Here is a 21,937-nt window from a genome sequence, read left to right on the forward strand (position 1 = left end):
TTCACCGAGAGGCGGTGCCCAGCAGGTCGGCCATCATGCCGACGAGCCACTCCTCGACGACGTCGAGCGGCCGCGTGCTCCGTTGCGCCTTGCACATGAGGAGGGCGCCCTCGATGGCCGACAGGGCAAGGGTCGCACCGCGTTCCGCGTCGTCACGAGCGACACCGCGCTCGCACAGAGAGTCCGCGATGATCTTCTCCCACGACGTGAAGGCCGCACCTGCCGCGTCGCGGGCACCCGGGGTGTTGGGCCCCTCGACGGCCGCCGCACCGACGGGACACCCCGCGACGTGATCCGTCGCGACGAGTTGGTCACGGAACGACCCGACGATGGAGGCCATGGTGTGCTCGGGTCCCCGCGACGCGAGACCCGCCGAGATCATCGATCCCATGAAGTCACCCGCGCCCCGTGTCGCTTCCTCGACGAGCTGCGGGCGCCCTCCGGGAAAGTGGTGGTAGATCGATCCGCGCGGCGCATGGGCATGCTCGATGACGTCGGCCACCGAGGTGGCCTCGACACCCTTCTCCCGAAACAGCAGCGCCGCGCTGCGCAACATGTCGGTACGGGCGGTGCTCTGCCTGGGCATGCGATTCCTCTCGTTCTATGCAGTGCACTATACCGACCGTGCTCGTGCTCAGCCGACGGTGAGAAACTCCCGGAACGAGAGCGGTCGGCGTCCGGTGATCTCCTCCACGTCACCCGAGACGTCGGCGAGAGCTCCCGAGGCGATGGCCGTGTACGTCGACACCCACGCGTCGTTCTGCCAGGCGGGTGCCGCCCACCGTGCCCTCGACTCGTAGGCCTCCGCCACCGTCTCGTCGTGAAACCGCACGTCGACTCCCCGGACGTCGGACAGTGTGGCGGCCACCTCCGTCATCGACAGCGCCTCGGGCCCGGTCAGATCGTAGGTCCGGCCGATGTGACGGGCAGGGTCGCTCAGCACCGCCGCAACGGTGCGCGCTAAGTCGACGCGGGCGACGAGCGCGGCACGCCCCTCCCCCGCCGGTCCGCGCAGAACACCGTCCTCCCCCACGAAGTGCTCCATGACGTCGAGGTAGAAGTTGTCCCGGAGGAACGTGAACCCGATACCCGTGGACCGGATGTGACTCTCCGTGGCGTGGTGATCTCGGGCCAGGGTGAAGACGGCGTCCGGCGCGGCGCCGACGAACGACGTGTAGACGATGTGGCGCACGCCGGCGGCGACCGCCGAGTCGACGAACGTCCTCTGCTGGTCGACACGATCGGCGCTCTCGGAGGCCGAGACCATGAACAGGACCTCGATTCCGGCGAGTGCCTGCACCGCGGCGGTCGCGTCCGCGTAGGAACACTGCGCGACGTCGGCACCCGGGTGTGACGGCGCGCGACCGGCGTTCCGCACCAGCAGACGCTGCGACGCGCCCGCAGCGGCGAGCGACGCGGCGACGGCGCCGCCGAGTGCGCCGGTCGATCCGGTGACCGCGACGGGAGTTCGGGTGACGTTCACGGGCTTTCCTCTCGTGACACGATGGCCGCCGGACGATCACCGACCAGGAGACTTTTTCATGGCGCCGTGGCAGATGCGCGCGGTGGCGCTGTAACTGCGGGCGACGGCGAAGCGGACGATGGCGTCCGAGGCTCGTGCCGACCGCCGGATGCGGCGGCCGAAGGACTCTCCGACTCCGCCGGCGCGCATGGCGGGACGGCACAACATCGAGCGGTTCGAGGTCGCGGGGACGGCCCGTCGACGTGGTGCGTCCGCGCGACCGACCTTGCGTCGGCGGCGTCGACGCCCTGATACGCGATCTCACGACCGCGCCCTGACGTCGCTGCGTCAGGTGTCGCTCACCGCATCACGACGCGCGCGGAGACGCCGGAGACGAACGACGACGACCACGGCGAGCAACAACCATCCGGCGCCGATCACACTGCAGCCGACCACGACCATGGTGCGCAACGGATGATCCTGGTCGAGGCGTGCACCGACGAGCGCCCAGAACAGGCCCAGCACCGCGAACAAGGCCATCGCCTGCGCGACGGATCGCTTGAACGTCACTCGTCTCGTCACCAGCGGGGTGTACCCCGCACCGGGCGCGGACTACCCCCGAGGGGGGTGCGAGTCTCGTCACGCGGGAACGACGACGGTGCCGCAGCGCGGAACAAAACATGACCGTGCTCGGTTCTGAGTACAGTCATATAAACCCGTCACAGAATCGAGCTCGTCATGACCGCTCTCGCCGGATCCGTCGTCCTCGTCACCGGAGCCAACGGTGGCATCGGTACGCAGTTCGTCCACGACGCCCTCGCCCGCGGCGCCGCCAAGGTGTACGCCAGCGCCCGGACGCCGCGCGACTGGGACGACGACCGCATCGTTCCCGTCACCCTGGACGTGACCGACCCCGCGTCCGTCGAGGCCGCCGCCGCACAGGCCACGGACGTCACGGTGCTGATCAACAACGCGGGCGCACTTCCGCCCGGCGCCAGCCTGCTCGACGTCGAGGTCGCCGACATCCGCGCCACCATGGAGGTGAACTTCTTCGGTCCCCTGCTCGTGGCGCGAGCTTTCGCGCCGGCACTGACAGCTCACGGCGCGGGCGTGCTGATCGACGTGCACTCGGTCGCCAGCTGGTACCACTTCGGTGGCGCGTACAGCGCGTCCAAGGCGGCCCTCTGGGCGGCCACCAATTCCCTGCGTCTCGAACTGGCGCCCCACGGCGTGCTCGTCACCGGTGTGCACATGGGGTACGTCGACACCGCGATGGCGGCGGGCGCCGACGGGCCGAAGTTGACGACCGAGCAGCTCGTCGCGGCCGTTCTGGACGGAGTCGAGGCAGGTGAGACGGAGGTGCTCGCCGACGAGCTGACCGTCGGCACCAAGGCCGCACTGGCCGGACCACTCGACGCCCTGTACCCCGGATCCCGCCCCACCACAGTCTGATTCGACCGGCCGAAGAGAACTCAGGAGGCTCACGATGCGCGCACTCGTTCTCACCCGCTACAAGCACCCTCTCGTCGAACGGGATGTTCCGGAGCCGATCGTCGGTGATCACGACGTCCTGATCAGAGTGGAGGCGGCCGGTCTCAACGTGCTCGACGAGAAGATCCGTCTCGGCGAGTTCACGCAGATACTTCCGTACACCCTTCCCCGCACACTCGGTCACGACGTCGCCGGCACCGTTCTCGCAGTCGGCTCGGCGGTGCGGTCCTTCGCACCGGGGGACGAGGTCTGGTCGCGGCCACCGACCGATCAGATCGGCACCTTCGCCGAGCGCATCGCCGTTCCCGAGTCCGACGTGGCACCGAAACCGGCCGGCATCAGCATGGCCGAGGCCGGGTCGCTGCCCCTCGTCGCGCTCACCGCGTGGCAGGCGTTGGTCGAGCGAGGCGGTCTGCAGGCAGGTCAGACGGTGCTGATCCATGCGGGGGCCGGTGGTGTGGGCACCATCGCCGTCCAGCTCGCGAAACATCTGGGAGCGACCGTGGTGACCACGGCCAGTGCGCGCAACGCCGACTTCCTGCGGGAACTGGGCGCCGACGTCGTGATCGATTACCACACCGACGATCTCGACACCCTGTCCGGCGTCGACCTCGTGCTCGACAGCGTCGGCGGTGAGACACTCGAGACGTCGCTCCGCGTGCTGAAGCGAGGTGGCAAGGCCATCGGGATCACCGGCCCGCCGGACCCCGCCTTCGCCTCCGACACAGGCCTGAACATCGTCGTCCGCACGGCCATCGCGGTGATCAGCCGGAAGATTCGTCGACAGGCGGCGAAAGCCGATGTGTCGTACGAATTCCTGTTCATGCACGCGGACGGCGGTCAGCTACGGGAGATCGCCGCCCTGATCGAGAACGGGGCGCTCCGTCCCGTCGTCGGCCGCACCATCACCTTCGACGAGATCCCCGAGGCGCTGTCGACGATGTCCGCCGGCGGCAACCGCGGAAAGATCGTGGCCACCCTTCCCGTCACCTGACCGGCGGCGGCTCCCGGTAGCGTCGTCGCGATGAGCTGGATTCGCATGAACGACGTCACCGCCGGGTACGAGCAGAAAGTCGTTCTCCGCGAGGTGTTCTTCCGTCTCTCCGACGGAGACAGGGTGGGCCTCACCGGCCGTAACGGGTCGGGCAAGACCACGCTCCTGCAACTGCTCCTGGGTCGCGTCGCGCCGGACTCCGGCACGGTGGACGTCACCGAGGGTGCTCGGATCGGCTACTTCTCCCAGTTCTCCGAGCTCGACGGCGATCGCAGCATCACCGCCGAACTCGAGTCGCTCTTCGGGGACATCAGGGCGGTGGAGACGGAACTGGCCGAGGTCGAGACGGCGCTCGGAGGCGACATCGACGAGAAGGAGATGTACCGCCTCGTCGACCGCCAGGCCGAGCTGCTCGAGCAGATGGAGGTCGGCGGTGGATGGACGTACCACCAGCAGATCGACACCGCCCTGTCGATGCTGGGTTTCGACGCCGAGCGTCGAGAACTGCCGGTGGACAAGCTGTCCGGTGGATGGCGCAACCGAGCCGCGCTGGCCCGCATCGTCCTGGAATCGCCCGACGTCCTCCTTCTGGACGAGCCCACAAACTTCCTCGACGTAGCCGGGATCACGTGGCTGGAGCGGTGGCTCCGTGACTTCCGCGGCGCACTGCTCCTCGTCTCCCACGATCGCCATTTTCTCGAGCAGGTGGTGACCACCATCGTCGAGATCGAGAACAACCGGTTGCACACCTACGACGGGAGCTACTCGGAGTACGTGCAGCAGAAGCAGTTTCGACTGAAGAACCTCGAGAAGGAGTTCAGCACCGAGCAGCAACTCCTGGCCTACGAGCAGGACGCGATCACCGACCGGAAGGAAGCCGCGAAAAATCCGAGCGGCGTGCTGAAGCGGCGACTGGCGTCGATCAAGAAGAGCAAGACCCCTCGACCGGTCGATCAGATCATCACGTCGATCTACGGCGGACTGCACGTGCACGACGACCTCTGCGTCGTCGACGGCGTCACGAAGGGGCACGGCGGCGATCCACTGTTCGCGGATCTCTCCTTCGAGATCCATCGGGGCGACCGCATCGCGATCACCGGCCCCAACGGCTGCGGGAAGTCCACGCTCCTCGACGTGCTGACCGGGCTCGCACCCGCCGACTCCGGAACGGTGAAGTGGAAGGTCAAGGCGCCCGCCTTCATTCACTACAACACGGTGCTCGCGAACCTCGATCCGGACGACACCGTCACGCACGCGGTCAACGCGATGCCGGACAGTCTGGCACTGACCGCGACCCGGAAGGACGTGGCGCGCTTCCTCGCTCTGCTGCAGTTCTCCGAGGCCGAACAGAAGCAGCGCATCGGAACGCTGTCCGGAGGTCAACAGGCACGCGTCGCGTTGGCCCAGTGTCTCCTGTTCGGAGCCGGCGTCATCGTGCTGGACGAGCCGACCAACCATCTCGACCTCCCGAGCTCGCAAGTCCTCGAGCGAGCGCTGACGGCGTTCCCCGGGGCCGTCGTGGTGGTGAGCCACGACCGCTTCTTCATCGAGAAGGTGGCCTTCCGCCAACTCGCCTTCGACGGCCGGGGCGGAGTGCAGAAGATCGCCGGCGTGCAGATGTAGCCCGGGGTTCGCTCAGCGCGGCGGCACCCGGTGCAGAAGCAGCGTGGCCGCGTCGAGCACCTGATCACGGTCGCGGGTGAGTCGATACTCCACACACGGCTCCCCGTCCGCGGTGCACGGCACCGCGGTCAGCGCCGCGGCGAATTCCGGGTCCACCACCACGATCGAGTGTTCTCTCGCCAGCGGCTCGCTCTGTCCGATCACGACGATTCGATGGTGGCCGGCCAGCGATCGCGCGTCTCCCGCGGTGAACAGCACGGTCAGAGCACTTCGCTCGGACAGCTGATCGAGCAGCTGCCGCCGAGTCCCGATCATCGTCTCCGGCTCCGGGACCGTGACGAGCACCAACGATGTCGGCCCACACTCCAGGGCACGACGGAGCAGATCCGCCTCCAGGTCGGCCAGCGCGGCCAGGGTGGTCCGCACCGCGGACCCGCGGCCGTGAGTGAGCCCGAAGGGTGTCACGGCCACCGGGGCACGCACCGTCACAGCGGGGCCGGCCAGCCCTGGATGCGGTCGACGCGGCACGGCGTCGAAACGCGGTAGCGGGCCGGGTGCGCCGAAGTACCAGCCCTGCCCCCACGAGGCACCGAGCTCGAGGGCGCGGGCCTCGTGCGCAGCATTCTCGATTCCCTCGGCGACGACGACGGAGCCCGTTCGCGCGGTCTCCGCGGCCACCGCGGCGAGGAGCGCGATCGTCTCCGGCGTGGAAGGTTGCTGGACCAGGCGCATCTCCAGCTTGACGACGTCCGGTCGCAGCAACGCCAGCAGCGCGAGGCTCGACGAGTCCGCCCCCACGTCGTCGACGGCGATACGCCACCCCAGGTCTCGGGCGTGCGCGACCGCACGCAGTATTCCGGCCGGATCCGCCATCAGGTCACGCTCGGTGATCTCCACGACGATGGACTGGTCGGCGGCGTCCACGAGCGCACCGCGTGCAAAATCCGGCGGTGGGGCGTCCAGGGCGGCGGGTTCGGAGTTCACGAACAACGCCAGTTCACTCGGGAGTCCCGCTTCCGCTGCGCCACGCACTGCGGACACGCGGCAGAGCCAATCGAACTCGGCGGTCACACCCCGGCGCTCGGCCTCGGCGAACAAGTCCTCGGGTGAGCCGCCGGACGCCGGCCTGGTCAAAGCCTCATAGCCGACGATCGAGCGATTCCTCAGATCGACGATGGGCTGATAGACGGTGTCGATCGGTCCGGGAAGAAGAGGGGGTGCGTCCACCACATGCCCTTTCCGATCCACAACTGCTCCGACGTCCCCACCCGGCCACACAGTGTGCCTCGAGTTCCGTTCGAGTCGGACATCGCGGCTCTGCGTGACCAATGGCCGACCCGCCCTAGGATCAATGCCCATGGTGAACCGGTCGACAGGTGCGATGAATGGCTGAGCAGGTGGCCGCACCCCGCATCGTCGCCGGTCGCTACCTCCTCGGACCTGTCCTGGGTCGCGGTGGCGTCTCGGACGTGTTCCGGGCGACCGATCGGACGCTGGGCCGGGCCGTGGCGGTGAAGTTGTTCCGCAGCGACGACCACACGCCGCACGACCGTCGACGCATCGACAGCGAGATGCGCACCCTCGCGTCGCTGACCCACCCCGGCCTGGTCACGCTCCACGACGCCGGCTCCGAGTCCGACGTCGCCGGCTACGACGGGCCCTACCTGGTGATGGAGTTCGTGGACGGCACCACGCTGTCCACATTCCGCGCGGGCGGCGCCCTGCCGCCCGAGGTGGTCCGGCAGATCGGCCACCAGGTGGCGCAGGCACTGGCACACATCCACGCGTCGGGCATCGTCCACCGCGACGTCAAGCCTGCCAACATCCTGATCACCCGCGACGACGACGCGGGACTGCGAGCGAAGCTCACCGACTTCGGTATCGCGCGCATCGTCGACTCCGACCCGATGACCGAGCACGGCACCGCCGTCGGGACGGCGCACTACCTCAGCCCGGAGCAGGCGACCGGCGAGGCGACGGGGCCGGCCTCCGACGTCTACTCGCTGGGCCTGGTCCTGACCGAGTGCCTCACGGGACGAATGGTGTTCGAGGGCAGCGCGATCGCCGCCGCGATAGCCCGTCTGCATCGCGAACCGGTGATCCCCGTCGAACTCGGGCCTACGTGGGTGTCGCTGCTGACCGACATGACCTCCCGGACGCCGACGGCGCGCCCGACCGCCGCCGACGTGGCTCACCGGCTGCACACCCTCACCGAGGACACCGACACCGCGGTCCTCCCGACCCCGGTGGCGACGCCGGCCGCCGTCGTGTCGGGCCGTCGATCCGCCGTGCCGTGGGTACTCGCCGCGCTGGGAATCTGCGCGGCGCTCGTCACGGTGCTCGCGATCCGTGGAGCGGGGTCGGACGGTGAACCGACGACGGAGCCGCCGCTGCCGAGCACGTCCGTGGTGGTCGAGACGACGTCGGAGCCGACGGCCACCCCTGTCCCGGTTCCCGAGACGGTCCCGGAGGTCGCGCCACCGGTCGTCGAGACGACGACGGTCGCTCCCGCACCCGTCGTTCCGCAACCCGCAGCACCCGGCAACGGCAACTCCGGGAACGGCAACTCTGGCAACGGCAATTCCGGGAACGGCAACTCGGGCAACGGCAATCCCGGGAACGGCAACGGTAACTCCGGGAACGGTAATGGCAATCGCTGACTGATCACCCTCGTTTGTGGCGTGACAGCTCGGGTAGGCCGCACCCATGACTGCAGACGACGCGACCACACCACTACCCGACTACGACCAGCTCACGGTGGGGACCATTCAGCACCGTTGCCGATCGCTCGATCAGGATCAGATGGAGCGGCTGATCGCTCACGAGCGCGATGCGGCGAACCGCCCTCAGGTGCTTCAGATTCTCACTGCTCGTCTCGGCGAACTGCGCGCCGGAGCCGAACCCTCCGGAGGGGACCCGTCCGCCGCTCCCGAGGTGTCGGACACCCCGCGGCAGTCGAACGTCGGTCCGGAGCACTCCCCCACCGACCACACGCCGCTCCGGCACGGCGTCACGTACCAGACCCCGGCACGCGGCAAGCCCTGACGACGCTGGGTCCGCGCGGCGTTCACCGGTCGGTGTGCGCCCAGCGTCGTGCGCCGGCGAAGGTGCTCGCGAGGACGAGCACGACGACGATCGTCAGGGCGGACCACATGGTCACGGACGCGTCGAAGGAGAACAGCAGGCCTGCTCCCAGTGCGGCCGCCGTCGCGACCACCGCGCCGAGGGGAAGCGCCACTGCCACCGCCGTCGTCGTGCGCCGGACCAGAGGATCGGAGGTCAGCCTCAGCGTCAGGAACACGGCGAGCAGCGCGAGAACGTATGCCGCCGCGACGCTCCCCACGTAGAGGATGAGCAACCCGTCCACGGGGAACGCCACGGACGCGTCGGGCGGCAGACCGACGAAGGCGGACACGATCCACAGCAGCCCGGGCAGCAGACCGAGCAGAACACCGGTGAGTCCCGCGGCGACGACTCGTCCCACGTCGTCAGCGACGTCCGGTGCGGATCACGCGGGTTCTCGCATCACACCGAAGTGCCGCGCGGTTCCGGACACCCCGGGCAGCTCCTGCACCGGGGACCATGTGGCGAGACCGTCCGTGCTGTCGGAGTACAGGTACTTCCCGTCGATGTAGGCATCGAGGTAGATGCGCCACACGTCGTTCGGCAGCTGGACCAGAGCCGGACCCTCGACCATGGAACCCCACGCGCCGGGGGCGACGAAGCGGTAGGGCCCGAGCACGGTCGGCGCGACGGCATGCTCGACGAACTTCTTCGTCTCGTTCTTGGTGAACGCGTGGTACGTGGATCCGACCTTCACGATCGTCGTGTCGATGTGGTCGGCTCCGATCCCGTCGAGTGGCACCGGAATGCTCCACGAACTCAGAGAGTCGTCGAGTGCCGTCATCAGGTACGGCACGAAGCCGCCACCGGTCGACAACGACAGGACGACGTGCACCCTGTCGCCGTCGACGAACCATTCCGGAGCCCAGGCCTTGGTGACGAACGGCGACAGCGACGGGCCGTCGGCGAAGCCTGCCGACTCGGAGAAGAACGGGATGCGTGGGCCCTTGCCGTCTCCGGTGCCGGGCATGAACGCGCAACAGAACGGCACCGGCTGGGTACCTGTGAACGTCCAGTTCACCCGGTCCGGGCTGCGAGCGAAGCCGATGTTCGCACCGTCGGCCGTCGTGTAGGTGAGGCGGTACGACCCGTCGATGTGGCGAAAGATGCTGGGGTCCCGCATCAGTCCCGACGGCGGTCGGAACGCGGACGTACGCTCCGGCGTGAACGTGGTCCCGTCCGACGACCGATACACGTCGAGGTCACGGTCGCTGGCATTGCTGAACGCGACCATCGTGTAGGTCCATTCCGCTGGAGCGGCAGCACTGCTCGCCGGGGCGGCGACGAGCAGGCTCGCCACGGCGAGAAGCACCATCGGTGGGCCGGACAGTCGCCTGCGTCGGAGGGTCGTCACCGATGCAGTCTCCCAGTCCCATCCGTCTCATCCGCACCAGGAGTCACATCGGTGCGGGATCGTTACGCAGGTCGTTCACAGGAGACGTCCAGCGTCCTCGCACCGCGGGTGCAGGAAGCATTCGTAACGTCCGACCCATGATGTTCTACAGAACCCCCACACCCGCCGGCTTCCCGCGAGGCGGCCGCACGGCCCTCGCCTCTGTTCTCGTGGCCGGCAGTCTGCTGCTCGGCGGCTGCAGCGCCGCCACCGAGAACGCGGCGACACCGGCCTCCGCCACCACGAGCCAGGAGGCCGCCGTGTCCACCGCCTCCGTCACCGAGGGCGCGACCACCACCGCGGCCACGATCAGCGACAGCGCCACGGCCGCCGAGGCCTTCCTGGCGACGCTCACCGACGCGCAGCGCGAGCAGGTCACCTATGCCTACGACGACGAGACCAAGACGACGTCCTGGTCCAACTTCCCCGTCACGTTCGTCGACCGCGCCGGCCTGAACCTCGCCGACCTCACCGACGAGCAGCGCGGCGCCGCCATGACCGTGCTCGAGTCGTTGCTCAGCGACGACGCCTACTCGACCGTCACCGGCATCATGGGCGGCGACGAGTACCTCCACGAGAACAGCACCTCCACCGAGGACTCACTCGGCCAGTACTACATCGCCTTCTTCGGCGACCCGTCCGACACCAGCGCCTGGGAGATCCAGTTCGGCGGACACCACCTCGGCATCAACGCCACCCTCGACGGCGCCGCCGACGCCGTCACCTTCGCCCCCACCCACCTCGGCGTCCAACCCGCCGAGTACACCACTGCCGACGGCACCGACGTGCAGCCGTTCGACGGCATCTACACCGACGCCTTCGCCTTCTACGACAGCCTCACCGACGAGCAGAAGACCACCCTGTACCAGGGATCGGACGTCGCGGCCATGGTGTGCGCGCCCGGCAGCACCTGCGACTTCCCCACCGGCACCGGACTTTCCGGCGCCGACCTCACCGACGAGCAGAAGCAACTGCTCCTGCAGGTCATCGCGAACTGGGCCGGCATGGCCGACGAGGAGACCACCGCCGACGCGCTCGCGACCATCGAGGCGACGCTCGACACGACCTACGTGAACTGGTCCGGCGCGACCACCTACGACATGAGCCAGGGCGACGGAATCCACTTCCAGATCAGCGGACCGGACGTCTACGTCGAGTTCGCAGCACAGCAGGGCTCGGCCGGGGCGGACGTCGCGGGCGTCACCACCTCGGGGTGGGGCCACGTCCACACCATCTACCGCGACCCGAGCAACGACTACGCGAACAGTGTCACGCAACAGGAGTCGACCGGAATGGGCGGCGGCACGATGCCGGGTGGGGGCTTCTGACGATTCCTCGGTTGCGCCGGGCGGTTCGCGGCGGGTAGTCAGGTGCAGATGAAGACCTACGAGCTACCCGGCACCGATCTTCGCGCGTCCAGCGTCGTGCTCGGCCTCATGCGCATCGAGACGCTGAGCGACGAGGAGATCCGAACACTTGTCGGCACCGCGCGTGATGTGGGAGTGTCGGTCTTCGACCACGCGGACATCTACGGCAGCGATCGTCACGCCTGCGAGCGCAGGTTCGGCGACGCCGTGTCGTTCGCGTCGGATCGAGACGACGTCATCGTCCAGAGCAAGGTGGGCATCCGAGAAGGGTTCTACGACTTCTCGTCCGAGCACATCCTGACCACCGTCGACGAGTCTCTCGCCGCCTTGCGTACCGATCACCTCGACGTCCTGTTGCTGCACCGGCCGGACACCCTCGTGGAGCCGGCCGAAGTCGCGGCGGCCTTCGACACGCTGCACACGGCGGGCAAGGTGCGGCATTTCGGAGTCTCGAACCACACTCCCGGACAGATTCAGGTGCTGAAGACCGAGGTGCGACAGCCCCTGATCGTGAACCAGGTCCAGCTGAGCATCACGCATGCACCGCTCGTGGCGGCCGGTCTCGCGGCGAACATCGCCGGGCTCGAGCAGTCGGTCGACCGCGACAACGGTCTGCTCGATCACGCGCGACTGAACGGCGTCACTCTGCAGGCGTGGTCACCGTTCCAGAAGGGGACGTCGGACGGCGTGTTCCTCGGTGATCGCGAGAACTACCCCGAACTGGACGACGCGCTCCGCGAGCTCGCCTCCCAGTTCGGAACCACGCCCACCGCGATCGCCACCGCGTGGATCACCCGGCACCCGGCGAACATTCAAGTGGTGCTCGGAACTACCAACCCCGGCCGCGTGCGGGAAGCTGCCGCCGGTTCGGACGTGGTTCTGAGCCGGGAGCAGTGGTACCGCCTCTTCCGCGCTGCAGGGCACACGTTGCCGTGATGCCGGTGAACCATGCACTCCCGAACACCGGGATTCCCGCGCCCGCAGGAGAGAATCGTCGTCGAACACCCCTCAGCAGCACATCGACGAGGAGCAGCGCATGCGCCCGCACGTCCACCTCAGCGGTCAGCTGATCTGTCGGGACGATGCCGAGTCGGCCGTCGTGTCGGAGTGTCTGCCCCGCCATGTCGAGCTGACGCGGGCCGAGCCCGGTTGCGTGTCCTTCGACGTCCAGCAGAGCGACGACCCCCTCGTGTGGCAGGTGGACGAGTACTTCACCGACGACGCTGCCTTCGCACGACATCAGGAGCGAGTCTCGTCGAGTGAGTGGGGCGGACGGACGGCGGGCATCGAACGGCGGTACGTCGTGGAGCGCGAGCGCGACGTCGCCCCGACGACGAGGGGGCCGTTACGCACCGCAGGCATCTCTCTGGATTGCGCCGATCCGGAGGAACTCGTTCGGTTCTATCTGGCCCTCCTCGGTGGTCGTCGACTCTGGGGTGACGACCAGGCGTCCGGGATGCGCACCGATGAGGGGCTCGTCCTGGTGGCGCAGAAGGTCGAGGAGTACACACCTCCCGAGTGGCCCGGAACCGCCGTGATGCATCTGGACATCGACGCGGGCAACGACCTGGCCGGTGCAGTCCGGTACGCAGAAACCTGTGGCGCGCGACAGTCCGAGTCACAGGTCGATTCTCGGTGGGCTGTTCTCCTCGATCCGGCCGGACATCCGTTCTGCATCACGACGATGGTGTGGTCCGACCGATGACGAGTCCGGCGCGGTGGCCCCAGCGCTCGATCGGGCGGTGGGATCCGGTGCAGCAGTCCGCGCTGTACGCGGTTCAGTGCACCGGATTCGCTCTGCGCGGCCGGCGTGCCGTTGTTCGTCGTCGATTGGCAGTGGCTGTTCACTCGTCGGTCGAGTCGAACAGTGCACGCACCACACCGTCGAGCGTCTGCGACGAGACGTCGGCCTCGCCGAAGGCGGCACTGGGCACCTTCTCCTCGCGGCGGCACCATCCGGTGCGCATTCCCGCGCGTCCTGCGCCCTGGAGATCCCAGGAGTGCACCGCCACCATCGCGCACCGGTCCGCGGTGACTCCGGCGCTCGACACCGCCAGCTCGTACGGCGCCGCTGCCGGCTTCCACGCGCGGACGTCGTCGATGCTGAGCACTCGTTCGACCCGATCGGACACACCCGCCCGGTCGAGGAACCCTGCTGTCGAGTCCGCGCTTCCATTGGACAGGGTGAACACTCGCGCACCACTGGCGACAGCGGCGTCGAGTGCCGCGACGACGTCCGGGTGCGGTGTCGTCTCGGCGAACCCTCCGACGACGTGCTCGATGTCGGCGTCGGAGACGAACCCACGGGTGTACGCCCGCAGAGCGGACGATGCCACGACGGCGAACGGCTCGTACGCACCGGACAGGGTCAGCGCCATGCCGTCACGCAACAGGTGCGCGAACCATCCGTCGAACGACGACGACGGCGGCGCCACCGAGATGAACCTGTCGCGGACGATGTCGAGATCGGCGAGTGTGCCGACCACATCGAACACGACGACATCAGGAGCAACGGGTTCTGCCATGCCACCGGCGTACCCGACGCGGGGAGACGCCAACCCCGAGCCCATCCGTGTCGCCGACTGTCACCCGCCCGCCGCCACCCGGGTGTGCGCGGTCATGAGGACGGTTCCCACAGTGGACTCGAGTCCCTCGCCCAGTGGTTCAGCACTGAGATCGGCGAGGATCTGTCTGCACAACAGCCGAACTGGAGTATTCGTCTCCTGCGACCGCCACCTGATCAGTGCGAAAGCCTGATCGTCCGTGATGTCGAGGACGACCATGACGATGCCCTTGCACTGATCGATGACCGCGCGTGACTCGAGCGCCGCTCGAAGACCGTCCACCTGACGTTGGGCGTCGTCGGCTCGCCGGGCGATCGCGAGCAACGACTCCACCACGGTGACACAGATCGTCGACGTGTCCGCGTCCGCGTACTCGAACCCGTGATCGCTCCGGCTGTAGAGGTTGAGAGCCCCGTAGCGCTCATCGCCCACCGACACCGGTGTGGACAGGAAGCTCCGCATTCCCGTGTCCGCGTTCCGTGTCCAGAACTCGGGATACCTCTGCGCGGCAACCCCGCTCGTCACACGGACCGGCGTCCGGGTCGCCGCGGCCTCCAGGCACGGGCCCTCGTCGGCGTCGTACTGAGCACGGTCGACAGCTCGGACGCACCCGTCGGTGACCACGATCGTCACCGGTCTTCCCCGTCGAATGACTGTCACGCCTGCCGCGTCGGCTCCGGGTACGGCGTCGACGAGGTTGTCGCACATCTGTTCCAGCGTCGCGTCCACGTCTCCGATGGATTCGAGGAACGAGGTCATCTTCCCGACCACCTCGGCGACGGAGGTCAGAGCCGCATCCGAGGGGCTCCGAGCCATGTGCCGTGCGTCCTCACAGTGCTTCTCGAGCATGAGATCACCGAGTCCTTTCAGGGCTCGTCGGTTGCCGCGTCTCCGGTGTCCGATCGGGCCACGCCCACGGTGAAGGCATTCGCCAACTCGTCGAGCACTCGCTCCGCTCGCGCGGCGCGCCAGGTGTCACCGCACTCGAGCAACCTGTCGCGGTGCGATGCGAAGTGGGCGCTGAGCAACGGGATGAGGTCGACCGGGATGTACATCGATCCCCGTGACGGCCGGGCCTCGAACACCTGGTCCACCTCGACGCCGATGTCCCCGGTCATGACGCATCGCTCAGCGTCGCGGGCAGCCCGCCGCCCGTTCGACGACGCTCGGCGAGCAGTCGCTCGAGTGCCATCAATCTGAACACCTCTTCTGCGGGGGCGTTCTCTCGTACGGCAGCGCGTCGTCTCTGCACGATCGCCACCACGTCGTCGACGTCGGCCGTCCGGTCCATGTCGTCTGCTCTCGACACCATGGCGTTCTCCCCTTCCGACACCGGACGAGTCGTGGAACAGTCGGGCCGATGCCTGGTCTCCGGCCGTCGCCCGGCCGGGAACGAGCGCGCGGCTCGGAGCGTCGACCGCGCTGGGTCAGGTCGATACCCGTAGGGAGTTCCTGTAAACACCACGAGCGTATCGACGTGGCGTGCCGAGAGGACGGAAGGACGGTGTCGGTGCCCCCACCGGGACTCGAACCCGGAACACAAGGATTTTAAGTCCTCTGCCTCTGCCAATTGGGCTATAGGGGCCTGCTCGAGGCCAGCCTATCGTGGGCCGTTCAGGAGACGCCTGGTCCCGTCTCGACCGGTCGCGCGGGATCCGACGACCACGCGGACCAGGATCCCGGGAACAAGGCCGCATCGATACCGGCGAGTGCGAGCGCTGCGATCTCGTGCGCCGCGGTCACACCGGAACCGCAGTAGACGGCCACCTCGTCGCCAGGCCGAATACCCATGCCCGCGAACCGATCGCGCAGTACATCGGGTGCTACGAAGGTCCCGTCGACGGTCACGTTGTCCGACGTCGGCGCACTGAGAGCGCCGGGAATGTGGCCGGCACGGGAATCGACGGGCTCGACCTCCCCGCGGTACCGCTCCCCCGCACGTGCGTCGAGAAGACGACCGGGGAATGTGGCGGCAGCGTCTGCCGTGACCGTCGGCAGATGGCCCTCGGACAGCGTCACGTCCCCAGCTCGCGGCGCCCTCTCCTCGCCCGACCGCGTGGGTAGTTCGGCCGCCTGCCACGCGCCGAGTCCACCGTCGAGCATGCGCACGGTCTCGACGCCCGCCCAGCGCAGCAGCCACCACGCCCGAGCCGCAGCCATGTTGCCGGTGGCGTCGTAGACGACGACGGACGAGTCGGCGTCGATGCCCCATCGCCGCGCATACATCTGCAGATCGTCGAGTCGGGGCAAGGGGTGCCGCCCTTCGGTGGGCTCCCCGTGACCGGCGAGTTCCGAGCCCAGGTCGACGAAAACGGCGCCGGGGATGTGCGCGTCGAGGTAGTGCTGGTGGTTGTCGGGATCACCCAGTGCCCACCTGACGTCGAGCAGCACGGGCGGACGCGGCGACGTCAGCGCTGCGGACAACTCCGACACGGTCACCAGGATCTCCGACATGGCGATCAGAGTACGACTCGGTGTGCCGCGCGCACCGCTCGGTCAGGCAGGGATCACGGGCGGCTCGAAGGTGAACGTCGTCCCGAGCAGCCAGACGAGCAGCAGCACCACCGGGAAGTGGAAGAGGAACTGCAGGAACGTGAATCCGATGAGATCGCGCGCCCGCAGACCCAGGACGGCGAGCAACGGCAGCATGAAGAACGGGTTGATCAGGTTGGGTAGCGCCTCGGCCACGTTGTAGATCTGCACGGTCCAGCCGAGGTTCATCTGCACGTCGGTGGCGGACTGCATGACGTACGGCGCCTCGACCAACCACTTGCCTCCGCCCGACGGGACGAAGAGTCCCAGGATCACGGTGTAGACGGCGATGACCACAGCGAAGGCTCCGCCACCGCCGACCTCGGTGAAGAACGTGGCCAGGTGCTCGGACACCGTGACTCCGCCCCGCCCTTCGGATGTGGTCAGAATCGCGGCCATCGCGGCGTACAGCGGGAACTGCACCAGGATCCCCGCTGTGGCGGGTACGGCCTTGGCGACGGCATCGAGGAACCGTCGCGGTGTGCCGTGCAGCACGAGTCCCAGCATCAGGAACACCAGCAGGTAGCCGTTGAGGCTGCTCACCACCGACAGCACGGGCTTCGAGAGCAGTTGCGACACCAGCCATCCCAGCGTCATCGCCCCGGCGAGGATCGGGAGGATGCGGCTGTACTCGAGCCACTCGCCCGGACGGGTGCGCGGCGGCGGCTCGGCGATGGTGTCGTCGAGATTCACGTCCATGGCCTCGGCGGTCTTGATCGCCGCACCGGTGGGAGCGGAGAGGTGCGCGATGATCACCGTCAGCACGATGATGATCACGCACATGACCAGTGACTGCCACGTGAAGATGGTGGTGCCGAAGTCCAGGACTCCGGTGATGCGGAGCAGGGCCGGCGGGAGCGAGCTCGCGGTGGCCTGGAGCTGCGCCGCGGACGACGACATGCCCAGTGCCCACACCGCGCCCAGGCCCATGAACGCCGCGGCGCCGAGCGCGCGGTAGTCGACGCTCAGATCGCGTCGCCGGGCGATGGCACGAGCGAGCAGTCCACCGAAGACGAGGCTGAGACCCCAGTTCAGGAACGACACCGAGCACGACATGAGCGCGACGAAGCTGACCGCCGTGCGTGGATTGTTCGGCAGCGCGGCCAGTCTCGTGATCAGCCGAGCCACGGGTGGCGACGTGGCCACGACGTACCCGGTGAGCACGACCATGGCCATCTGCAGAGTGAACGCCGTCAGGTCCCAGAATCCGTTGCCGAACGCATCGACCACGTTCTGCGGCGACGATCCGTTCGCGAACGCGGCGATCGCCACCACGAGCACGCCGACCAGCGCGAAGATGTAGGCGTCGGGGAACCATTTCTCGGTGCCGCGGGCCAGTGCCTGGGCTGTTCGCGCCAGACCCTTCTCCGCGGGTGCGTCGGTGTCGCGGACTGCCATGGTGACCTCCTGGTCGTCGAGCGATCGGTGTGTCGGGGACCACAACGGCCTCGATCGACCCTTCCCGTGCGTCCGCCCGAAGGCAAGAGGCATCACTGCACCCTTGATCTGCGGCGATGCAGGACTGCAGGTGGCACACTGCGTCCATGGCGACAGAGGACGACGTCCGACGTATCGCACTCGCGCTGCGCGAGGTGACGGAGAAGCCGTCGTACGGCACTCCCGGCTTCCGCGTGAAGGACCGACTGTTCGCACGGGTCCACGAGATGCCCGACGTTCTGCTGCTCCGCAGACCGAGCGTCGAGGACCGCGAGGCCCTCATCAGCTCGAACCCGGCAGCGTTCTTCACCACTGATCACTACGAGGGTCACGCGTCGGTGCTCGTGCGACTACCCGAGGTGGACGTCGACGAGCTTCGCGAACTGATCGAGGAAGCGTGGGAGTGCCGCGCTCCGGTGACCGTCAGGAAGCTCGGGCCGAGACCGGAGTGATCATCGCCCGGCGACGCTGAGAGCGATCCCGTCGAGGATGTCGTGCTCGCTCACGACCAGGCTGTCGATTCCGGCTTCGGCACCGATGTGTTCGGCGAGTGTGGCCGCGACGAGGGATCCTCCGCCGATGACGTCGACGCGACCGGGATGCATCGGGCCGAGCACGGCACGGTCCGACCTCGTCATGCCGAGCAGACGATCACAGACATCGCGCAGATCGGTGAACGGGATGCGCGACAAGTGGATCGCGTCCGGATCGTAGGCGGGAAGATTCTGTGCCACGGCCGAGAGGGTGGTCATGGTCCCGGCAACCCCGACCCAGGTGCGGGCATCCTTCACGGATACCGCGTCGAACGCCGGCTGGAGGCGCTCGGAGGTGAAGGTCTGCCCTGCCCTGCGCTCGGCCTCGGTGGGTGGATCGGTGCGCAGGCACCGCTCGGTGAGCCGAACACATCCGATGTCGGCGGAGAAGGCGGCGCGCACGCCGTCGGCATCTCCGAGCACCAGCTCGGTGGAGCCGCCGCCGAGATCGACCACGAGGAACGGCCCCTCGTCCGGATCCAGATCGCCGACCGCCCCGGCGAAGGACAGACGAGCCTCCTCGTCGCCCGAGATGACCTCGGCCACTGCACCGTCCGCGACGGAGGCGAGGGTCCGGCGCGTCATGTCGAAGAACAGATCACGATTGTCGGCGTCGCGCGTGGCCGACGTCGCGACCATGCGCACCGCGTCGACACCGCCCAGCTCGGTGATGATGTCGACGTACTCGAGCAGCGCTGCCTCGGTGCGGTCGATCGCCTCGGGTGCGAACGACCCGGTCGCGTCGACACCCTGCCCCAGCCGGACCACACGCATCTCACGCGCGAGGTCGCGGAGACCGTCGTCGTCCACGTCGGCCACGAGCAGACGGATGGAGTTGGTTCCGCAGTCGATCGCAGCGACCCTCATGCTCGGAGCTCCTCGATGGTGGGCCAGTCCGCGGGCAGGGCCGTGCCGCGCAGAGGCCCCTCGGCGGCCAGCGCCACCGACTCGTCGCCCAGCGGATTGGCACCCGGCCCCTTGGCCAGCGAGTGTGCCATCAACACATGCAGACACTTGACCCGGTCCGGCATCCCGCCGCCGGTGAAATCGGTTCCGAGCGACTCGATCTCGTTGCGCTCGGCCAGATACGCCTCGTGGGCACGCAGGTAGGCCGCCGCGAGCTCCTCGTCCTGCTGCAGCCGCTCGGTCATCTCGCGCATGACACCGGCGGATTCCTGGCGGCTCGCCTCGGCCGTCAGACGCGGATCCGTGAGGTAGAAGAGGGTGGGGAACGGCGTTCCGTCGGGCAGCTTCGGCGCCGTCCTGACGACGGCGGGACGGCCGTCCGGGGTGCGGTAGGCGATCTCGAGCACGCCGCGCGGCTCTCGTCCGAGCTGGGCGGACACGGCGTCGAGGTCTTCGCGCGACACGTCGCTCACTGGGTCTGACTCATTTCCGGATCGGGTGGATCGGCGTGCGCCGAGGCGTCACCGTGGGGTGGTCGCCGTGGACCACAGGTCGCTGTACCAGGGTCCGGGCGGGGGCGGCGGCGGATCGTTCTCGATGTCCGATCGTGCACGCGCGCCGGGCAACTGGACTTGATAGGGGGTCTCGCCGGGCATGACGTAACCGAGGCGCTCGCGTGCCTGTGCGGTGATGTAGGCCGGATCGTCGGTCTGGTCCTTGCGGATCTGGAGCTCGGCCACGCGCTGTTCCAGGGCCACTCGCTCGGCGGCCACTTGGGCGGCGTCCCCGCGCTGGGAGATGTACGTCCGCAACGGAACTGCGAGAGTCAGGGCGAGAGCGCAGATCACCACGGCGAGAACGACGGCCTTGCCCGTCGACAGGCCGAGGAACGTGCGCTCCTTCTTCTCGCCGCCGCGGCGGCGTCCGCGCCGACCGACCAGTGCGGCACCCTCGGTGACGACGTCGTTGACCGCGCCGGCGACGGTCCGGGGCTGCGAGGCCCCGGACCCGTCGCGGCGCGTGGATCGACCGGGACGCGCGTCACGGCGCGGCGAACGGCCACCCGGCCGTGCCGCACTGCGTCGAGAGTCCCGGTCCGCCATCGGTGAGCTCAGCTGTCCTTCGAGGTGAAGTCGAGCCGCGGGAACGCCAGCTCGCCCGAGTAGCGCGCGGCGTCGCCGAGTGCCTCCTCGATGCGCAGCAGCTGGTTGTACTTGGCGACGCGCTCGCTGCGAGCCGGGGCACCGGTCTTGATCTGTCCGCTGCCCACGGCGACGGCGAGATCGGCGATGGTGGTGTCCTCGGTCTCGCCGCTGCGGTGGCTCATCATCGTGCGGTAGCCACTGCGGTGCGCGAGATCGACGGCGTCGAGGGTCTCGGTCAGCGTGCCGATCTGGTTGACCTTCACCAGGAGAGCGTTGGCGGCTCCCTTGACGATGCCCTCCTCGAGGCGCTCCGGGTTGGTGACGAACAGATCGTCGCCGACGATCTGGACCCGGTCACCGATGCTGTCGGTGAGGGCGACCCAGCCGTCCCAGTCGTTCTCGTCGAGCGGATCCTCGATGGAGACGAGCGGGTACTGGTTCAGCAGGTCCGCGTAGAACGCCGACATCTCCTCCGCGGTGCGGGTGTTGCCCTCGAAGGCGTATCCCGTTCCGGCGGTGAAGAACTCGGTGGCGGCGACATCGAGCGCGAGAGCGATGTCGGAGCCCAGCGTGAGACCGGTCTTGCCGACGGCCTCCGAGATGAGGTCGAGTGCGGCCTTGGTGCCCGCGAGGTCGGGGGCGAAACCGCCCTCGTCGCCGAGCCCGGTCGACAGGCCCTTGGCCTTGAGGACCGACTTCAGTGCGTGGTAGACCTCGGCGCCCCAGCGCAGGGCCTCCTTGAAGGTCGGCGCACCGATGGGGGCGATCATGAATTCCTGCACGTCGACGCCGCTGTCGGCGTGGGCGCCACCGTTGATGATGTTCATCATCGGCACCGGCAGGATGTGGGCGTTGGGTCCACCCAGGTAACGGAAGAGCTCCAGTCCGGCGGACTCCGCGGCACCCTTGGCCACGGCGAGCGAAACGCCGAGCAGGGCGTTCGCGCCGAGGCGCGACTTGTCGGCGGTGCCGTCGAGGTCGAGCAGTGCCTGGTCGACCGTGCGCTGCTCGATGGCGTCGAGGCCGATGACGGCCGGCGCGATCTCGTCGAGCACGGCGTTGACGGCCTTCTCGACACCCTTGCCGCCGTAGCGATCGCCGCCGTCGCGGAGCTCGACGGCCTCGTGCTCACCGGTGGAGGCGCCCGAGGGCACCGCTGCACGGGTCAGCGTGCCGTCGTCGAGCGCGACCTCGACCTCGACCGTGGGGTTGCCACGTGAGTCGAGGATCTCGCGAGCTCCGACCTGTTCGATGATGGCCACGAATGAACTCCTAGTCAGGCGTTGAACACACAGCTTCGGGCGCGAACCGGTCACCCGTGGTCGGGCGCGGCTCGAAGACAGACTAGCCGCCGCAGCCGCCGTGCT

26 protein-coding genes and 1 tRNA gene are annotated in these 21,937 nt (G+C 68.3%); 9 read left to right on the forward strand and 18 right to left on the reverse strand.

The window, feature by feature from the left end:
* Nucleotide 1: 1 nt before the first annotated feature.
* The 4 genes from HQ308_RS08450 to HQ308_RS08465 form a co-directional block, all read right to left on the reverse strand.
* On the reverse strand, nt 2–586 hold the full coding sequence (locus tag HQ308_RS08450) for a TetR/AcrR family transcriptional regulator (RefSeq protein WP_027504042.1): 585 nt from the start codon (nt 584–586) through the stop codon (nt 2–4).
* Nucleotides 587–634: 48 nt separating this feature from the next.
* On the reverse strand, nt 635–1,483 hold the full coding sequence (locus tag HQ308_RS08455) for an SDR family oxidoreductase (RefSeq protein WP_222646135.1): 849 nt from the start codon (nt 1,481–1,483) through the stop codon (nt 635–637).
* A gap of 36 nt (nt 1,484–1,519) precedes the next feature.
* A complete protein-coding gene (locus HQ308_RS08460; RefSeq protein WP_222646136.1) occupies nt 1,520–1,672 on the reverse strand; it encodes a hypothetical protein in 153 nt (50 codons plus the stop codon).
* Between the two features lie 138 nt (nt 1,673–1,810).
* Nucleotides 1,811–2,044, reverse strand: a complete 234-nt coding sequence (locus tag HQ308_RS08465) for a hypothetical protein (protein WP_155956902.1) — start codon at nt 2,042–2,044, stop codon at nt 1,811–1,813.
* 156 nt (nt 2,045–2,200) lie between these two features.
* Here HQ308_RS08465 and HQ308_RS08470 point away from each other — a divergent pair, with 156 nt between their 5' ends.
* From HQ308_RS08470 to HQ308_RS08480, 3 genes are read left to right on the forward strand one after another with little or no spacing between them, the layout of a single operon-like run.
* Nucleotides 2,201–2,914 (forward strand): SDR family oxidoreductase, encoded by a 714-nt coding sequence (locus tag HQ308_RS08470; RefSeq protein ID WP_222646137.1) that lies wholly within the window; start codon nt 2,201–2,203, stop codon nt 2,912–2,914.
* Nucleotides 2,915–2,948: 34 nt separating this feature from the next.
* The gene (locus HQ308_RS08475; RefSeq protein ID WP_222646138.1) at nt 2,949–3,947 is read left to right on the forward strand and encodes an NADP-dependent oxidoreductase; all 999 of its coding nucleotides are present in this window, start codon (nt 2,949–2,951) and stop codon (nt 3,945–3,947) included.
* A gap of 30 nt (nt 3,948–3,977) precedes the next feature.
* Nucleotides 3,978–5,570, forward strand: coding sequence for an ABC-F family ATP-binding cassette domain-containing protein (locus HQ308_RS08480; protein WP_261775857.1), 1,593 nt, complete (start codon nt 3,978–3,980; stop codon nt 5,568–5,570).
* Nucleotides 5,571–5,582: 12 nt separating this feature from the next.
* On the opposite strand, the gene HQ308_RS08485 is transcribed toward HQ308_RS08480, so the two are convergent.
* Nucleotides 5,583–6,797: an EAL domain-containing protein gene (locus HQ308_RS08485; protein ID WP_308115722.1), complete on the reverse strand. Its 1,215-nt coding sequence runs from the start codon at nt 6,795–6,797 to the stop codon at nt 5,583–5,585.
* A 158-nt stretch (nt 6,798–6,955) separates the two neighbouring features.
* Between HQ308_RS08485 and HQ308_RS08490 the strand changes: the two genes are divergently transcribed.
* Both HQ308_RS08490 and HQ308_RS08495 read left to right on the forward strand, forming a co-directional pair.
* On the forward strand, nt 6,956–8,230 hold the full coding sequence (locus tag HQ308_RS08490; RefSeq protein ID WP_222646140.1) for a serine/threonine-protein kinase: 1,275 nt from the start codon (nt 6,956–6,958) through the stop codon (nt 8,228–8,230).
* A 46-nt stretch (nt 8,231–8,276) separates the two neighbouring features.
* On the forward strand, nt 8,277–8,615 hold the full coding sequence (locus HQ308_RS08495; protein WP_222646141.1) for a hypothetical protein: 339 nt from the start codon (nt 8,277–8,279) through the stop codon (nt 8,613–8,615).
* A 22-nt stretch (nt 8,616–8,637) separates the two neighbouring features.
* On the opposite strand, the gene HQ308_RS08500 is transcribed toward HQ308_RS08495, so the two are convergent.
* Nucleotides 8,638–9,054, reverse strand: a complete 417-nt coding sequence (locus tag HQ308_RS08500) for a hypothetical protein (protein WP_027504051.1) — start codon at nt 9,052–9,054, stop codon at nt 8,638–8,640.
* A gap of 24 nt (nt 9,055–9,078) precedes the next feature.
* Complete coding sequence (locus HQ308_RS08505) at nt 9,079–10,008, reverse strand: glycoside hydrolase family 43 protein (protein ID WP_056447128.1); 930 nt, start codon at nt 10,006–10,008, stop codon at nt 9,079–9,081.
* A gap of 176 nt (nt 10,009–10,184) precedes the next feature.
* Between HQ308_RS08505 and HQ308_RS08510 the strand changes: the two genes are divergently transcribed.
* The 3 genes from HQ308_RS08510 (at nt 10,185) to HQ308_RS22535 (ending at nt 13,158) form a co-directional block, all read left to right on the forward strand.
* Entirely contained in the window at nt 10,185–11,414 is a 1,230-nt protein-coding gene (locus HQ308_RS08510) for a DUF3500 domain-containing protein (RefSeq protein WP_374198520.1), read from the forward strand.
* Nucleotides 11,415–11,462: 48 nt separating this feature from the next.
* Nucleotides 11,463–12,389, forward strand: coding sequence for an aldo/keto reductase family oxidoreductase (locus HQ308_RS08515; protein ID WP_222646142.1), 927 nt, complete (start codon nt 11,463–11,465; stop codon nt 12,387–12,389).
* A gap of 100 nt (nt 12,390–12,489) precedes the next feature.
* On the forward strand, nt 12,490–13,158 hold the full coding sequence (locus tag HQ308_RS22535) for a VOC family protein (protein ID WP_261775858.1): 669 nt from the start codon (nt 12,490–12,492) through the stop codon (nt 13,156–13,158).
* A 139-nt stretch (nt 13,159–13,297) separates the two neighbouring features.
* Here HQ308_RS22535 and HQ308_RS08530 read toward each other — a convergent pair whose 3' ends face one another.
* From HQ308_RS08530 to HQ308_RS08560, 7 genes are all read right to left on the reverse strand, one after another.
* Nucleotides 13,298–13,978 (reverse strand): haloacid dehalogenase type II, encoded by a 681-nt coding sequence (locus HQ308_RS08530; RefSeq protein ID WP_222638282.1) that lies wholly within the window; start codon nt 13,976–13,978, stop codon nt 13,298–13,300.
* A gap of 60 nt (nt 13,979–14,038) precedes the next feature.
* Complete coding sequence (locus tag HQ308_RS08535) at nt 14,039–14,833, reverse strand: GAF and ANTAR domain-containing protein (protein ID WP_222646143.1); 795 nt, start codon at nt 14,831–14,833, stop codon at nt 14,039–14,041.
* A gap of 50 nt (nt 14,834–14,883) precedes the next feature.
* On the reverse strand, nt 14,884–15,135 hold the full coding sequence (locus HQ308_RS08540) for a hypothetical protein (RefSeq protein ID WP_222627592.1): 252 nt from the start codon (nt 15,133–15,135) through the stop codon (nt 14,884–14,886).
* Entirely contained in the window at nt 15,132–15,329 is a 198-nt protein-coding gene (locus HQ308_RS08545; protein WP_222627594.1) for a hypothetical protein, read from the reverse strand. The genes HQ308_RS08540 and HQ308_RS08545 overlap by 4 nt, the downstream gene beginning before the upstream one ends.
* 199 nt (nt 15,330–15,528) lie before the next feature.
* Nucleotides 15,529–15,602 (reverse strand) — tRNA-Leu (locus HQ308_RS08550).
* A gap of 29 nt (nt 15,603–15,631) precedes the next feature.
* Complete coding sequence (locus tag HQ308_RS08555) at nt 15,632–16,471, reverse strand: sulfurtransferase (protein WP_261775859.1); 840 nt, start codon at nt 16,469–16,471, stop codon at nt 15,632–15,634.
* A gap of 42 nt (nt 16,472–16,513) precedes the next feature.
* The gene (locus tag HQ308_RS08560; RefSeq protein WP_222646144.1) at nt 16,514–17,947 is read right to left on the reverse strand and encodes a short-chain fatty acid transporter; all 1,434 of its coding nucleotides are present in this window, start codon (nt 17,945–17,947) and stop codon (nt 16,514–16,516) included.
* Nucleotides 17,948–18,093: 146 nt separating this feature from the next.
* Between HQ308_RS08560 and HQ308_RS08565 the strand changes: the two genes are divergently transcribed.
* Nucleotides 18,094–18,438, forward strand: a complete 345-nt coding sequence (locus tag HQ308_RS08565; RefSeq protein WP_222638284.1) for an MmcQ/YjbR family DNA-binding protein — start codon at nt 18,094–18,096, stop codon at nt 18,436–18,438.
* On the opposite strand, the gene HQ308_RS08570 is transcribed toward HQ308_RS08565, so the two are convergent.
* From HQ308_RS08570 to eno, 4 genes are read right to left on the reverse strand one after another with little or no spacing between them, the layout of a single operon-like run.
* Nucleotides 18,439–19,386, reverse strand: a complete 948-nt coding sequence (locus HQ308_RS08570; RefSeq protein ID WP_222646145.1) for a Ppx/GppA phosphatase family protein — start codon at nt 19,384–19,386, stop codon at nt 18,439–18,441. It lies immediately after the preceding gene.
* Nucleotides 19,383–19,898: a DUF501 domain-containing protein gene (locus tag HQ308_RS08575; RefSeq protein ID WP_027504060.1), complete on the reverse strand. Its 516-nt coding sequence runs from the start codon at nt 19,896–19,898 to the stop codon at nt 19,383–19,385. The genes HQ308_RS08570 and HQ308_RS08575 overlap by 4 nt, the downstream gene beginning before the upstream one ends.
* A gap of 48 nt (nt 19,899–19,946) precedes the next feature.
* Nucleotides 19,947–20,528 carry a septum formation initiator family protein gene (locus tag HQ308_RS08580; RefSeq protein ID WP_204866522.1) on the reverse strand — a complete coding sequence of 194 codons (582 nt, stop codon included), beginning with the start codon at nt 20,526–20,528 and terminating at the stop codon, nt 19,947–19,949.
* A gap of 8 nt (nt 20,529–20,536) precedes the next feature.
* Entirely contained in the window at nt 20,537–21,832 is a 1,296-nt protein-coding gene (gene eno / locus HQ308_RS08585; protein WP_027504061.1) for a phosphopyruvate hydratase, read from the reverse strand.
* Nucleotides 21,833–21,937: the final 105 nt, after the last annotated feature.

Source organism: Rhodococcus sp. BP-241 (assembly GCF_019836145.1).
Classification (GTDB): domain Bacteria; phylum Actinomycetota; class Actinomycetes; order Mycobacteriales; family Mycobacteriaceae; genus Rhodococcoides.